Source organism: Pseudomonas sp. NFACC32-1, assembly GCF_900101215.1.
Taxonomy (GTDB): Bacteria; Pseudomonadota; Gammaproteobacteria; order Pseudomonadales; family Pseudomonadaceae; genus Aquipseudomonas.
In genome coordinates this window covers 124,369-139,119 of record NZ_FMUL01000007.1, presented here as the reverse complement: position 1 = coordinate 139,119, position 14,751 = coordinate 124,369, and the positions used below count along the sequence as shown (strand labels likewise).

Sequence of the window (14,751 nt, the reverse complement as noted above, 5' to 3'; positions counted from 1 at the left end):
TAAACCATACGACGTAAAAGTCGGGAGGAAAGATGGAAACTGTAGTTGGTCTAACCGCTATCGCTGTTGCACTGTTGATCGGCCTGGGCGCACTGGGTACCGCAATTGGTTTCGGCCTGTTGGGCGGCAAGTTCCTGGAAGGTGCTGCTCGTCAGCCAGAAATGGTTCCAATGCTGCAAGTCAAGATGTTCATCGTTGCCGGTCTGCTCGACGCCGTAACCATGATCGGTGTTGGTATCGCTCTGTTCTTCACCTTTGCGAACCCGTTCGTTGGTCAGATCGCTGGCTGATTACTCGGATTCTCCGAGTAGATTGGTGTGATGGACAACGTAACTGCGAGGTGTTGGCGTGAACATTAATGCGACCCTGATTGGCCAGTCCGTTGCGTTCCTGATTTTTGTATTGTTCTGCATGAAGTTCGTATGGCCTCCGGTCATCGCGGCTCTGCACGAACGTCAAAAGAAGATCGCAGATGGTCTGGACGCTGCCAGCCGTGCAGCTCGCGACCTGGAGTTGGCCCAAGAGAAAGTGGGTCAGCAACTGCGCGAAGCGAAAGCCCAGGCAGCTGAAATCATCGAGCAAGCCAAGAAACGCGGTACTCAGATTGTCGACGAAGCCCGTGAACAGGCTCGCGTCGAAGCTGAACGTGTGAAGGCCCAGGCTCAAGCCGAGATCGAACAGGAACTCAACAGTGTCAAAGACGCGCTGCGTGCCCAAGTGGGTAGCCTGGCCGTTGGCGGTGCTTCGAAGATCCTGGGTGCCACAATCGATCAAAACGCGCACGCAGAGCTGGTAAACAAACTGGCTGCTGAAATCTAAGCGAGGGCGATCATGGCAGAACTGACCACGTTGGCCCGACCTTACGCTAAGGCGGCCTTCGAGCACGCTCAGGCCCACCAGCAACTGGCCAATTGGTCAGCCATGCTCGGCCTGGCGGCAGCGGTGTCGAAAGATGACACCATGCAGCGCGTGCTCAAGGCCCCGCGACTGACGAGCGCAGAAAAGGCCGCCACGTTCATTGACGTGTGCGGCGACAAGTTCGATGCCAAGGCACAGAATTTCATTCACGTCGTTGCCGAAAACGACCGTCTCCCGCTTCTGCCGGAGATCGCCGCCCTGTTCGACCTGTACAAGGCCGAGCAGGAGAAGTCGGTAGACGTGGAAGTGACCAGTGCTTTTGCATTGAACCAAGAACAGCAAGACAAACTCGCCAAGGTTCTCAGTGCACGACTCAACCGGGAAGTGCGTCTGGACGTTACGGAAGACCCTGCCTTGATTGGTGGTGTCGTTATCCGCGCCGGTGACCTGGTTATCGATGGCTCGATTCGCGGCAAACTCGCGAAACTTGCCGAAGCATTGAAATCTTGAGTTTGAAGGGGCAGCAGAGCAATGCAGCAACTCAATCCTTCCGAAATAAGTGAAATTATCAAGGGCCGCATCGAAAAGCTCGATGTGACCTCCCAAGCCCGTAACGAAGGCACTGTCGTCAGCGTATCTGACGGCATCGTGCGGATTCACGGTCTGGCCGACGTCATGTACGGCGAGATGATCGAGTTTCCGGGCGGCGTCTACGGTATGGCCCTCAACCTGGAGCAAGACTCCGTAGGTGCCGTTGTACTGGGTGCCTACACGACTCTGGCTGAAGGCATGAGCGCCAAGTGCACCGGCCGCATCCTTGAAGTTCCGGTAGGTAAGGAACTGCTGGGTCGCGTCGTCGATGCGCTGGGTAACCCTGTTGACGGCAAAGGTCCGCTGAACAACACCGAGACCGATGCGGTCGAGAAAGTTGCTCCAGGCGTGATCTGGCGTAAGTCGGTAGACCAGCCTGTACAGACTGGCTACAAGGCAGTCGATGCCATGATCCCTGTCGGCCGTGGCCAGCGTGAGCTGATCATCGGTGACCGTCAGATCGGTAAGACCGCTCTGGCGATCGACGCGATCATCAACCAGAAGAACAGCGGTATCTATTGCGTATACGTGGCAATCGGTCAGAAGCAATCGACCATCGCCAACGTGGTTCGCAAGCTGGAAGAGAACGGTGCACTGGCTAACACCATCATCGTTGCCGCCAGCGCCTCCGAATCGGCCGCACTGCAATTCCTGGCACCATACTCCGGCTGCACCATGGGCGAGTTCTTCCGCGATCGCGGTGAAGACGCGCTGATCGTCTATGACGATCTGTCCAAGCAAGCAGTGGCCTACCGCCAGATTTCCCTGCTGCTGCGCCGTCCGCCAGGACGTGAAGCCTACCCAGGTGACGTGTTCTATCTCCACTCCCGTCTGCTGGAGCGCGCATCCCGCGTTTCGGAAGAGTACGTAGAGAAGTTCACCAATGGCGCCGTCACCGGCAAGACCGGCTCCCTGACCGCCTTGCCGATCATCGAAACCCAGGCTGGCGACGTTTCCGCGTTCGTTCCGACCAACGTGATCTCCATCACCGACGGTCAGATCTTCCTGGAATCGGCCATGTTCAACTCGGGCATCCGTCCTGCTGTGAACGCCGGTGTTTCGGTATCCCGTGTGGGTGGTGCCGCTCAGACCAAGATCATCAAGAAGCTGTCCGGTGGTATCCGTACCGCCCTGGCCCAGTACCGTGAACTGGCGGCATTCGCCCAGTTCGCTTCTGACCTGGACGAAGCGACCCGTAAGCAACTTGAGCATGGTCAGCGCGTTACCGAGCTGATGAAGCAGAAGCAATACGCACCTATGTCGATCGCTGACATGGCGCTGTCGCTGTATGCCGCTGAGCGTGGGTTCCTGACTGACATTGAAATCGCCAAGATCGGCAGCTTCGAACAAGCGCTGATTGCTTTCTTCAACCGCGATCACGCCGATTTGATGGCCAAGATCAACGTGAAGGGTGACTTCAATGACGAAATCGACGCTGGCCTCAAAGCCGGTATCGAGAAGTTCAAGGCCACCCAAACCTGGTAAGCCGCAGCGGGAGCCGCAAGGCTCCCGCTTGCTAACCTGATAGGTGTTACATGGCAGGCGCAAAAGAGATTCGCAGTAAGATTGCGAGCATCAAAAGCACGCAAAAAATTACCAGCGCCATGGAAAAAGTGGCGGTCAGCAAAATGCGCAAGGCACAAATGCGCATGGCTGCTAGCCGTCCTTATGCGGAGCGCATCCGCCAGGTGATTGGTCATCTGGCCAACGCCAACCCGGAATATCGCCACCCGTTCATGATCGAGCGCGCCATCAAGCGCGTTGGTTACGTTGTGGTGAGCAGTGACCGTGGTCTGTGCGGTGGCTTGAACACCAACCTGTTCAAGGCCCTGGTCAAGGACATGGCGGTAAACCGCGAACAAGGCGTCGAGATCGATCTGTGCGTGGTCGGTAGCAAGGGTGCGGCTTTCTTCCGCAACTTCGGCGGTAACGTCGTCGCCGCTATCAGCCACCTGGGTGAAGAGCCGTCGATCAATGACTTGATCGGCAGCGTCAAGGTGATGCTGGATGCTTATCTGGAAGGCCGGATCGACCGCCTGTCCGTGGTATCCAACAAGTTCATCAACACCATGACGCAACAGCCAACCGTGGAGCAGTTGATTCCACTGGTGGCGACCCCGGAACAGGAACTCAAGCACCACTGGGACTATCTCTACGAACCCGATGCCAAGGAGCTGCTTGACGGCTTGATGGTCCGCTACGTGGAGTCGCAGGTGTACCAGGCGGTGGTCGAGAACAACGCAGCCGAACAGGCCGCGCGGATGATCGCGATGAAGAACGCTACTGACAACGCCGGTGATCTGATCAGCGATTTGCAGCTGATCTACAACAAGGCGCGTCAGGCTGCGATCACCCAAGAGATCTCGGAAATCGTCGGCGGCGCTGCCGCGGTTTAACGGTTCAAATATTCAGAGGATCCAGCTATGAGTAGCGGACGTATCGTTCAAATCATCGGCGCCGTTATCGACGTGGAATTTCCACGCGACAGCGTACCGAGCATCTACGACGCCTTGAAGGTTCAAGGCGCCGAAACCACCCTGGAAGTTCAGCAGCAGCTGGGCGACGGCGTGGTTCGTACCATTGCGATGGGCTCCACCGAGGGCTTGAAGCGCGGTCTGGACGTCAACAACACTGGCGCAGCCATCTCCGTACCGGTCGGTAAAGCGACCCTGGGCCGGATCATGGACGTACTGGGCAACCCGATCGACGAAGCTGGTCCGATCGGCGAAGAAGAGCGTTGGGGCATTCACCGTCCTGCGCCGTCCTTCGCTGAACAGGCTGGCGGCAACGACCTCCTGGAAACCGGCATCAAGGTTATCGACCTGGTCTGCCCGTTCGCCAAGGGCGGTAAAGTCGGTCTGTTCGGTGGTGCCGGTGTAGGCAAGACCGTGAACATGATGGAACTGATCCGTAACATCGCCATCGAGCACAGCGGTTATTCCGTGTTCGCCGGTGTGGGTGAGCGTACTCGTGAGGGTAACGACTTCTACCACGAGATGAAGGATTCCAACGTTCTGGACAAAGTGGCACTGGTCTACGGCCAGATGAACGAGCCGCCGGGAAACCGTCTGCGCGTAGCCCTGACCGGCCTGACCATGGCCGAGAAGTTCCGTGACGAAGGTAACGACGTTCTGCTGTTCGTCGACAACATCTACCGTTACACCCTGGCCGGTACCGAAGTATCCGCACTGCTGGGCCGTATGCCTTCGGCAGTAGGCTACCAGCCGACCCTGGCTGAAGAGATGGGCGTGCTGCAAGAGCGCATCACTTCGACCAAGCAAGGTTCGATTACTTCGATCCAGGCCGTATACGTTCCTGCGGACGACTTGACCGACCCGTCGCCGGCGACCACCTTCGCCCACCTCGACGCCACCGTCGTACTGTCTCGTGACATCGCTTCCCTGGGTATCTACCCAGCGGTAGACCCACTGGACTCGACTTCGCGTCAGCTGGACCCGAACGTGATCGGCAACGAGCACTACGAAACCGCTCGCGGCGTTCAATACGTACTGCAGCGCTACAAAGAGCTGAAGGACATCATTGCGATCCTGGGTATGGACGAGCTGTCGGAAACCGACAAGCAGTTGGTTGCCCGTGCTCGTAAGATCCAGCGCTTCTTGTCGCAGCCGTTCTTCGTGGCTGAAGTCTTCACCGGTGCTTCGGGTAAATACGTTTCCCTGAAAGACACCATTGCTGGCTTCAAAGGCATCCTCAACGGTGACTACGACCACCTGCCAGAACAAGCGTTCTACATGGTCGGCGGCATCGAAGAAGCGATCGAGAAAGCCAAGAAACTGTAATCCCGGCGCCCGGCAACGGGCGCTAATTTAGGTTGAGGCAATCAGATGGCTATGACAGTCCATTGCGATATCGTCAGTGCGGAAGGAGAAATTTTCTCCGGTCTGGTCGAGATGGTGGTTGCGCATGGTGAGCTGGGGGATCTTGGTATCGCCCTGGGTCACGCACCGCTGATCACGAATCTGAAACCAGGTCCGATCCGCTTGATCAAGCAGGGCGGGGAAGTCGAGGTGTATTACATCTCCGGTGGTTTCCTCGAGGTTCAGCCGAACATGGTCAAGGTCCTTGCCGACACCGTGCAACGTGCTGCCGACCTGGACGAAGCCTCCGCTCAGGAAGCCGTCAAGGCTGCCGAAAAGGCGCTGAGCGAAAAAGGCGCAGACTTCGACTACGGTTCTGCTGCTGCACGTCTGGCCGAGGCTGCAGCCCAGCTGCGCACCGTCCAGCAGATCCGCAAGAAGTTCGGCGGTTAAGCCGTCAGCTTTCTGTGCGATTGATTAAAAAGGGTAGCCTCGGCTACCCTTTTTTCTTTTCTGACACTCATTATCTGGTCGCAGCCGCTGACCACCCAGGATTGGTAGCCAGTCATGTCTCTCGAAATCGTTATCCTCGCGGCCGGTCAAGGCACTCGCATGCGTTCGGCGCTGCCCAAGGTCCTGCACCCGGTTGCCGGTAATTCCATGCTTGGCCACGTTATCCACAGCGCCCGCCAACTCGATCCACAGCGAATCCATGTGGTGATCGGCCACGGTGCCGATGCGGTTCGCGAACGCCTGGCGGCTGATGACCTGAATTTTGTCCTGCAGGACAGGCAACTGGGTACCGGCCACGCGGTGGCCCAGGCCGTGCCGTTCATCAGCGCCGATACCGTACTGATTCTCTACGGCGACGTGCCGTTGATCGAAGTCGATACCTTGCAGCGCCTGCTCGAGCATGTCACCCCGGACCAACTGGGTCTGCTGACCGTCGAGCTGGACGACCCGACCGGTTATGGCCGCATCGTGCGCAATGCCGCTGGCCAGGTTACGGCTATCGTCGAACAGAAAGACGCCAATGAAGCCCAGCGGGCTATCACCGAGGGCAACACCGGGATCCTGGCCGTACCGGCCAAGCGCCTGGATGGCTGGCTGAGTCGCCTGTCGAACGATAACGCACAAGGTGAGTACTACCTGACCGATGTGATTGCCATGGCTGTCGCTGACGGCCTGGTGGTGGCCACCGAACAACCCCTGGACGCCATGGAAGTGCAGGGGGCCAACGATCGCCGGCAGTTGGCCGAGCTGGAGCGCCACTACCAATTGCGCGCGGCCCGTCGCCTGATGGCCCAAGGCGTGACCCTGCGTGATCCCGCCCGTTTCGATGTACGTGGAGAGGTCAGCGTGGGCCGCGATGTGGTCATCGACATCAATGTCATCCTCGAAGGCAAGGTTGTCATCGAAGACGACGTGGTCATCGGCCCGAACTGTGTCATCAAGGACAGTACCTTGCGCAAAGGCGCGGTGATCAAGGCCAACAGCCACCTTGAAGGCGCGGTGATGGGAGAAGGCAGCGACGCCGGCCCGTTTGCCCGCCTGCGCCCTGGCAGCGTGCTGGAAGCCCGCGCCCATGTGGGTAACTTCGTCGAGCTGAAGAATGCTCATCTGGGGGAAGGCGCCAAGGCCGGGCACCTGACCTATCTGGGAGACGCGGAGGTTGGCGCTCGCACCAACATTGGGGCCGGCACCATCACCTGCAACTACGACGGGGCCAACAAATGGAAAACCGTGTTGGGCGAGGATGTGTTCATTGGCTCGAACAATTCCTTGGTAGCGCCTGTGGATATCTCCAGTGGTGCGACCACCGCAGCCGGTTCCACCATCACCCAGAATGTGGATAACGCCCAATTGGCGGTGGGACGGGCTCGTCAACGTAACATCGATGGCTGGAGACGACCGGAAAAGATCAGGAAGCCCTGAAAGTTATCCACAGTCCCATTTGAAAGCGGGCTTGCCTGCGAAATGGTGTGTCATTTCACTGCTCCAGTGTCTGACATGCCCCTTCGCGAGCGAGCCCGTTTCTGCATCGAATTTCTGAATTTTTCTTCCTCCGCCTTGACGGAAACTCCGTAATGGGTTTTGATTAGTTACGTTATCTTTCGAATCGAAACTTAGGCCGTCATGTCCAAACGCAACACACCACAACGTCGCCACAACATCCTGGCGCTGCTTCAAGAGCAGGGCGAGGTGAGTGTGGATGAGTTGGCCAAACGCTTCGAAACCTCAGAAGTTACGATTCGCAAGGATCTGGCCGCCCTGGAGACCAATGGCCTGCTGCTGCGCCGTTACGGTGGTGCTGTACCAATGCCGCAGGAGCTGGTGGCGGAAAACGGTCAAACCGTTTCCAAATACAAACAGGCCATTGCCCGGGCCGCCGTGAAGCGGATCCGCGAACACGCGCGGATCATCATCGACAGTGGCAGCACCACCGCCGCCATGATCCCTGAACTCGGCTTGCAGCCTGGGTTGGTGGTGATGACCAATTCCCTGCACGTCGCCAATGCCTTGAGCGAACTGGAACACGAACCGGTGCTACTGATGACCGGTGGCACCTGGGACCCTCATTCCGAATCGTTCCAGGGCCAGGTTGCCGAGCAAGTTTTGCGTTCCTATGACTTCGACCAGCTGTTCATCGGTGCCGACGGCATCGATCTGGTTCGCGGTACGACCACCTTCAACGAACTGCTGGGCCTGAGCCGCGTGATGGCTGAGGTCGCTCGCGAAGTGATCGTGATGGTGGAGGCCGACAAGATCGGTCGAAAGATCCCCAACCTGGAACTGCCGTGGAGCAGCGTCCATACCCTCATTACCGATGATCGCCTGCCCGTGGAGGCACGCGATCAGATTCAGGCCCGCGGCATCCATGTGATCTGCGCGTCTGTCAGCCAGGAGAAATAACATGTGTGGAATCGTCGGTGCCGTCGCTGAACGCAACATCACGGCCATCCTGCTCGAAGGCCTCAAGCGCCTGGAATACCGCGGCTATGACAGCGCCGGCGTGGCGGTTTTCACCAACGATGAACAATTGATGCGCATGCGTCGTCCGGGCAAGGTCAGCGAGCTGGAGCAAGCGCTGGACGCCGAGCCACTGATCGGTCGCCTGGGCATCGCCCACACCCGCTGGGCCACTCACGGAGCGCCTTGCGAGCGTAATGCCCACCCGCATTTCTCCGGTGATCTGGCGGTGGTGCACAACGGCATCATCGAAAACCACGAAGCCCTGCGCGAACAGCTCAAGGCCCAGGGCTATGTCTTCACGTCGGACACCGATACCGAAGTCATCGCTCACCTGCTCAACCACAAGCTCAAGGAACTGGCTGACCTGACCGTGGCGCTCAAGGCGACTGTCAAGGAACTGCACGGTGCCTATGGCCTGGCGGTGATCAGCGCCAGTCAGCCAGATCGCGTGGTGGCGGCCCGCAGCGGCAGCCCGCTGGTGATCGGCCTGGGCCTGGGGGAAAACTTCCTGGCGTCCGATCAGTTGGCGCTGCGTCAGGTCACCGACCGTTTCATGTACCTGGAAGAGGGTGACATCGCCGACATCCGCCGGGACAGCGTGCAGATCTGGGACCTCGATGGCAAAGCCGTCGAGCGCGAGACCGTCCAGTACCGTGACGGCGCCGAGGCCGCCGACAAGGGCGAGTTCCGCCATTTCATGCTCAAGGAAATCCACGAGCAACCGGCCGTGGTGCAACGCACACTCGAAGGCCGCATGAGCCAGAACCAGGTGCTGGTCCAGGCGTTCGGTCCACAAGCGGCCGAGTTGTTCGCCAGGGTTCGCAATGTGCAGATCGTCGCCTGCGGCACCAGTTATCACGCCGGCATGGTTGCCCGTTACTGGCTGGAAGAGCTGGCGGGTATTGCGTGCCAGGTCGAAGTGGCCAGCGAATTCCGCTATCGCAAGGTGGTGGTACAGCCGGACACCTTGTTCGTCACCATTTCCCAGTCCGGCGAAACCGCCGATACCCTGGCGGCGCTGCGCAACGCCAAGGAACTGGGTTTCCTCGCCAGCCTGGCGATCTGCAACGTCGGCATCAGTTCACTGGTGCGTGAGTCCGACCTGACCCTGCTGACCCAGGCCGGCCGGGAAATCGGCGTGGCGTCCACCAAGGCGTTCACCACCCAACTGGTGGGCTTGCTGTTGCTGACCCTGTCCCTGGGCCAGGTACGTGGCACGCTGGCGGCGGGCGTCGAGGCAAGGCTGGTGCAAGAGTTGCGTCGTCTTCCGGCTCGCCTGGGCGAGGCGCTGGCGATGGACAGCACCGTGGAAAAAATCGCCGAGCTGTTCGCCGAGAAGAACCACACCCTGTTCCTCGGGCGTGGTGCGCAGTTTCCTGTGGCGATGGAAGGAGCGCTCAAGCTCAAGGAGATTTCCTATATCCACGCCGAGGCCTATCCGGCCGGCGAGCTCAAGCATGGTCCGCTGGCGCTGGTGGACAACGACATGCCGGTGGTCACCGTGGCACCGAACAATGAACTGCTGGAAAAGCTCAAGTCAAACCTGCAGGAAGTGCGTGCCCGTGGGGGCCAGTTGATCGTCTTCGCCGACGAAAAGGCCGGGATGAGCAATGGCGAAGGCACCCACGTGGTGCATATGCCGCACATCCACGACATCCTGTCGCCGATCCTCTACACCATCCCGCTGCAGTTGCTGTCGTACTACGTCGCGGTGCTCAAGGGCACCGACGTGGACCAGCCGCGCAACTTGGCGAAGTCTGTGACGGTGGAGTGAGTGGGTTGCGCCGGGTGGCTGTACACACACGCTTAAGCCGCCCTGCCGTTAACGTGCTTACGCAAACGGATCTATCCGGCGCACCTCATCCCCGAGGGCCTGAAACAGGAGGCCCTTTCAGCTCCACCTTGTTGCCATCCGGATCATGGCAATAGATGGACGGACCGTTGCCTTCAGCCCCGTAACGCGTGGCGGCTTTCTCCGCCGGTACGCCTACCGACGCCAGGTACTGAAGGATATCTTCCTCGACGAACGGTTCGATGCGCAGGCAGACGTGGTCCACGTTCGAATGCTGATGATCGGCGAATCCGCCGCCTTCCCGGCCTAGGGGACCGTTCAGGTCCACCAGGTCGATCAGCGAAGAACCTGCGGCGAGGTGAATCATGCCCAGGTCATCGCGACGCTTCTGGATGGGGCATCCGAGTTTTTCCGTATAGAACTCCAGGCTGCGGTCCATGTCGAGAATACGCAGTACGACATGGTCGATATGACTGACTTTGAAGGGAGTCATTTTCCTATCTCCAGGGGGCGGGGTCTTCTCCAGTTGCCTGGGCCGGTGAGGCATGGACAAGACTATCAGGAAGTCGTCCGGCACGATTTGTTGTCTGTTCAAGTCGACAGGCTGGCAGGTGCGCTATCGTGCCTTTGGTTTTTCATCCTGATGGAGCGGCTCAATGACACAGGCAAGCAATACCCGGGATCGTGTCCGTATCAAGCAGGTCGAGGTCCTCTCGGACAATTGGTATGTGCTGCGCAAGACTACCTATGACTACCTCGGCCGCAATGGCCAGTGGCGCGAGCTGACGCGCGAGACGTATGACCGCGGCAATGGCGCCACTATCCTCCTGTATAGCAAGGCCAAGCAGACCGTGGTGCTGACCCGGCAGTTTCGCTTCCCCGCTTTCGTCAACGGGCACGATGGCCTGTTGATCGAGACCTGCGCCGGCCTGCTGGACAATGACGATCCGCACACCTGCATCCGCAAGGAAACCCAGGAGGAAACCGGTTACGTCGTCCAGCATGTGCGCAAGGTGTTCGACGCATTCATGAGCCCGGGGTCGGTGACCGAACGGGTGCATTTTTTCGTCGGCGAATATTTCGACGAAGACAAGCAACACGAGGGCGGTGGGCTTGAGGCCGAGGGCGAAGAGATCGAAGTGCTGGAACTCCCGCTCGATCAGGCCCTCGGCATGATCGAGACCGGAGAAATCTGCGACGGCAAGACCATCATGCTGCTGCAGTACGCCAAATTGCATCGGCTGTTGGATTAGATCCGGCAGGGCGCCTGGATGGCTTCAATAGTTGGCCACCCAGGCCGCCTGAGCGCTGACCTCGCCGCCGCCGAACCTTTCCCGATAGGCCGAGGGCGGCAAACCGACAGCGTTCCTGAACGCCGCCCGGAAACTTTCCACCGACCGATAGCCACAGGCCTGGGCGATACCGGCTGTGCTCTGGTCGGTGGTTTCCAGCAGTTCCCTGGCCCGGTTGAGTCGTTCCTGTTGCAGCCAGGCCTTGGGTGAAAGGCCCGTGGTTTCAATGAAGCGACGCAGGAAGGTGCGCTCGCTCATGGCAACGCGGGCCGCCATCTCGCACACGCTCAGGGGCTTATCCAGGTTTTCGCGGATCCACTGCAGCACGCGACTCAGTTCGTTGCGAGGCGACTTGCATACGGGCGCGACGATGAATTGCGACTGGCCCCCCGTTCTCTGCGGGGCCATGACCAGGCGGCGAGCCACGGAGTTGGCGATATGGGTGCCGAAATCCCGGGCGATCAGGTGCAGGCAGGCATCGATGCCCGCTGCGCTGCCGGCGGAGGTGATGATTTGCCCGGAGTCGACATACAGCACGTTCGGGTCCACCTTGATGAGCGGGAAGCGTTCGGCCAGTTCGCGGGAAAATTGCCAATGGGTCGTCACCGTCTCGCCGTCGAGCAATCCGGTAGCGGCGAGCACGAACACCCCCGAGCAGATCGACAGCAGGCGGGCGCCCCGGGCATGGGCCCTCCTGATGGCTTGCAGCAAGGCTTCTGGGGGCGGATCACGACGATTGCGCCAGCCGGGGACGACGATGGTCTGTGCCGTTTCAAGCTCTTCCAGCCCCGCATCGACGGAGATCTGCAGGCCGCCCAAGGCATGCATCGGCCCCGGATCGACTGCGACGATCCGATGGCTGTACCAGGGGACATCCAGCTCTGGACGAGGCAGGCCGAATATTTCCAGGGCGATACCGAATTCGAAGACGCACAGGCCTTCATAAACAAGGATGGCCACAGTTCCGGGTTGAGCGTGCATTTGGCGTAAAATCACCGTTTATTGTCGTCTGCTGCACTGTAGCGGACTGGCCCATGTCCCTACAATCGCTGACAGGCAATCAGGAAAAAACAAGACGGTTGCACCTTACAAAGGTGACAGTCGCATGACCGGTGTCCACCCCAACACACCGGTAGGGATTGTCACCTTCCAGAATTATTCCTGCTTTATACAAAAAATCGATTGAACGAGTGGTTGATGCGCGCGCGCCCCATTGAGGTTTCTCAAGGATGTTGTCTGGCTGGCGATGGCGTTGCGGAAGTTTGACGGTTGTATCCGGATTAACCTGGACGTTGTGAAGGAATGGACTATGTTGCTGATCCAGATACTGTTTGTGATGTTGTCGGCAAAGCTTCTGGGCGCGGTATTCAATCGCTTGGGGCAACCTCAAGTGGTTGGGGAGATGATTGCCGGTTTCGTATTGGGGCCCGTCGTACTGGGGCAGTTGTTTCCGGTATTCCATCAACAACTATTCGATAGTCAGGCCATTACCCAACTGAAGGTACTGAGTGAACTGGGCATTCTATTGTTCATGTTCGTCATCGGTGCCGAGTTCCGTTTCCCATTGACCCAGAGCCGGACTGGTTTAAAGGCGATCATCATCGGTTGCTTCAGCATTGTCATTCCCTTCTCTCTGGGCGCCGCGATTGCCCCCTGGCTATTCGAGCATTTCGCCACGCCCCAGGTCTCCAGGCTGAGCTTCGTCCTTTTCATCGGCACGGTGTTCTCGGTCACTGCCTTTCCGGTGCTGGCGCGGATCCTCAAGGAGCGCGGGATGCTCGGCACGCAAACCGGTGCGATTGCCTTGTTGGCCGCCGCCATGAGCGATGTGGTGGCCTGGATGCTGATTGCCGCCGTGGCGATGGTGAACGGCCAGGACAGCAACTGGATGGCGCTGGCAGCCCGTGGCGCCTGTCTGTTGCTGCTGGTGGCGTTCTCTTTCCTGGTGCTCAAGCCGCTGCTGGCCCGCTGGCTCGCCGCCGAAGGACGTCTCGCACAGCCCATGGTGCTGGTGGCGTTGCTGGCCGGTGTGCTGATCTACGGCAGCCTGACCCATGCACTTCAGGTGCACGCGGTGTTCGGCGCCTTCCTGTTCGGGCTATGCCTGCCACGGGAGCAGCGGTTGCTGGACATGATCATCGAACGTCTGGAGCACGTCTCGCTGATCATCCTGATGCCTTGTTTCTTCACGCTCGCGGGATTGAGCACCACCGCTTCGGCGTTCTCCGGCCTGGGCCTCCTGGGATTGCTGGTAATCCTCCTGGTGGCAGTGGTCGGCAAGGTCGCCGGCAGTGGGCTGGGCGCTCGGCTGGTGGGGTGCTCCTGGTCGACATCGTTGACCGTCGGCGCCCTGATGAACACCCGCGGGCTGATGGAACTGGTGGTGCTCAAGATCGGACTGGACATGGGCATCATCGGGAACGGGCTGTTCACGGCCCTGGTGATCATGACCATCATCACGACGCTGATGACCGGTCCGCTGATGAGTCTGCAAAACAGGAAAGTGTTTTCTTCGTGGGCCCTGAGCAAACCGTGATGCACGGTGCCCACATGGATTTGTACAACCGACCGATAACAATGGAATGGAGCGATAAATGAGCGAACAAAAATCCAGCCTGGTAGTCGAGGTAATGGAGCAGCAACTTTCCAAACACTTCCAGGCCCTCTTGCAAGATGAAAACCGCATGAAGCAGATTCGTAATGAATTTCGCCGCGATGGGTATTTCAACTTCAAGAATTTCTCGTTTCTCCCCAAGGATCTTCTGCAGAACGTTCACACTGAAGTTCATGCGCTGTTGGATGAGTACTCGGTCCGTCGCGATGTCACCGTTCCCTCGACCGGTAATACCTATCGCAAGATGTATAACGTCAACCAACCGGAAATCGCCGAGGGTGGTCAATACATTCCGGCGCTCTACAAATCTGAATCGCTGCGCAATTTCCTGGGCAACATCGCCGGCGACGACCTGGCCTCCTGCTGGGAGCAGGAGCAGTACCTGATCACCAAGCTGAGCCATCCAGGCGATACCCACGGCTGGCACTGGGGCGACTACCCCTACACCATGATCTGGATCATCGAAGCCCCCGAGGACCCGGCGATCGGTGGCGTCCTGCAATGCGTGCCGCACAGCGAATGGGACAAACAGAACCCACGGATCTGGGAATACATCCTGAACAATCCGATCAAGTCCTATCACCACCTCAAGGGCGACGTGTACTTCCTCAAGTCCGATACCACCCTGCACCACGTCGTGCCGATCCAGCAGGAAACCACCCGCATCATTCTCAACACCTGCTGGGCCAGCGCCCACGACCGCCGCACCGACGTGGCCCATGAAAGTATCGAAGTGATCTGGGATACCAAGGCCAGGACCGCCGAAGAGGCCTGACCAGTGAACGACCGGGCGGACGGGTGTCCGTCCGGTTT

At 59.0% G+C, this 14,751-nt stretch carries 15 protein-coding genes; 13 read left to right on the top strand and 2 right to left on the bottom strand.

Annotation, left to right across the window (positions count from 1 at the left end; all coding sequences use genetic code 11):
- The first annotated feature begins 32 nt into the window (after window positions 1-32).
- The 10 genes from atpE to glmS all read left to right on the top strand — a co-directional run bounded on the left by atpE (window position 33) and on the right by glmS (window position 10,014).
- Window positions 33-290, top strand: a complete 258-nt coding sequence (gene atpE, locus BLP99_RS13395) for a F0F1 ATP synthase subunit C (protein ID WP_003097235.1) — start codon at window positions 33-35, stop codon at window positions 288-290.
- Window positions 291-348: 58 nt separating this feature from the next.
- A complete protein-coding gene (locus BLP99_RS13390) occupies window positions 349-819 on the top strand; it encodes a F0F1 ATP synthase subunit B (RefSeq protein WP_072397493.1) in 471 nt (156 codons plus the stop codon).
- Between the two features lie 12 nt (window positions 820-831).
- A complete protein-coding gene (locus BLP99_RS13385) occupies window positions 832-1,368 on the top strand; it encodes a F0F1 ATP synthase subunit delta (RefSeq protein ID WP_072397491.1) in 537 nt (178 codons plus the stop codon).
- A 21-nt stretch (window positions 1,369-1,389) separates the two neighbouring features.
- Window positions 1,390-2,934: a F0F1 ATP synthase subunit alpha gene (gene atpA, locus BLP99_RS13380; protein ID WP_072397489.1), complete on the top strand. Its 1,545-nt coding sequence runs from the start codon at window positions 1,390-1,392 to the stop codon at window positions 2,932-2,934.
- Between the two features lie 50 nt (window positions 2,935-2,984).
- Window positions 2,985-3,845 (top strand): F0F1 ATP synthase subunit gamma, encoded by an 861-nt coding sequence (gene atpG / locus BLP99_RS13375; RefSeq protein WP_072397487.1) that lies wholly within the window; start codon window positions 2,985-2,987, stop codon window positions 3,843-3,845.
- 27 nt (window positions 3,846-3,872) lie between these two features.
- Entirely contained in the window at window positions 3,873-5,249 is a 1,377-nt protein-coding gene (atpD, locus tag BLP99_RS13370) for a F0F1 ATP synthase subunit beta (protein WP_053149215.1), read from the top strand.
- Between the two features lie 45 nt (window positions 5,250-5,294).
- Window positions 5,295-5,720: a F0F1 ATP synthase subunit epsilon gene (locus BLP99_RS13365; RefSeq protein ID WP_072397485.1), complete on the top strand. Its 426-nt coding sequence runs from the start codon at window positions 5,295-5,297 to the stop codon at window positions 5,718-5,720.
- 114 nt (window positions 5,721-5,834) lie between these two features.
- Entirely contained in the window at window positions 5,835-7,202 is a 1,368-nt protein-coding gene (gene glmU / locus BLP99_RS13360; RefSeq protein WP_072397483.1) for a bifunctional UDP-N-acetylglucosamine diphosphorylase/glucosamine-1-phosphate N-acetyltransferase GlmU, read from the top strand.
- A gap of 201 nt (window positions 7,203-7,403) precedes the next feature.
- Window positions 7,404-8,180, top strand: a complete 777-nt coding sequence (locus tag BLP99_RS13355; protein WP_072397481.1) for a DeoR/GlpR family DNA-binding transcription regulator — start codon at window positions 7,404-7,406, stop codon at window positions 8,178-8,180.
- Window position 8,181: 1 nt separating this feature from the next.
- On the top strand, window positions 8,182-10,014 hold the full coding sequence (glmS, locus tag BLP99_RS13350; protein WP_092180512.1) for a glutamine--fructose-6-phosphate transaminase (isomerizing): 1,833 nt from the start codon (window positions 8,182-8,184) through the stop codon (window positions 10,012-10,014).
- Between the two features lie 85 nt (window positions 10,015-10,099).
- Here the strand turns inward: glmS and BLP99_RS13345 are convergent, their stop codons facing one another.
- Entirely contained in the window at window positions 10,100-10,525 is a 426-nt protein-coding gene (locus BLP99_RS13345; RefSeq protein WP_072397477.1) for a VOC family protein, read from the bottom strand.
- A 163-nt stretch (window positions 10,526-10,688) separates the two neighbouring features.
- On the opposite strand from BLP99_RS13345, the gene nudK reads away from it, so the two are divergent.
- Window positions 10,689-11,285 (top strand): GDP-mannose pyrophosphatase NudK, encoded by a 597-nt coding sequence (gene nudK / locus BLP99_RS13340; RefSeq protein WP_072397475.1) that lies wholly within the window; start codon window positions 10,689-10,691, stop codon window positions 11,283-11,285.
- Between the two features lie 24 nt (window positions 11,286-11,309).
- Here nudK and ftrA read toward each other — a convergent pair whose 3' ends face one another.
- Complete coding sequence (gene ftrA, locus BLP99_RS13335; protein WP_072431325.1) at window positions 11,310-12,305, bottom strand: transcriptional regulator FtrA; 996 nt, start codon at window positions 12,303-12,305, stop codon at window positions 11,310-11,312.
- A gap of 328 nt (window positions 12,306-12,633) precedes the next feature.
- Between ftrA and BLP99_RS13330 the strand changes: the two genes are divergently transcribed.
- Complete coding sequence (locus BLP99_RS13330) at window positions 12,634-13,860, top strand: cation:proton antiporter domain-containing protein (protein ID WP_072397471.1); 1,227 nt, start codon at window positions 12,634-12,636, stop codon at window positions 13,858-13,860.
- Window positions 13,861-13,918: 58 nt separating this feature from the next.
- The gene (locus BLP99_RS13325; protein ID WP_072397461.1) at window positions 13,919-14,713 is read left to right on the top strand and encodes a HalD/BesD family halogenase; all 795 of its coding nucleotides are present in this window, start codon (window positions 13,919-13,921) and stop codon (window positions 14,711-14,713) included.
- The last annotated feature ends 38 nt before the right edge of the window (window positions 14,714-14,751 follow it).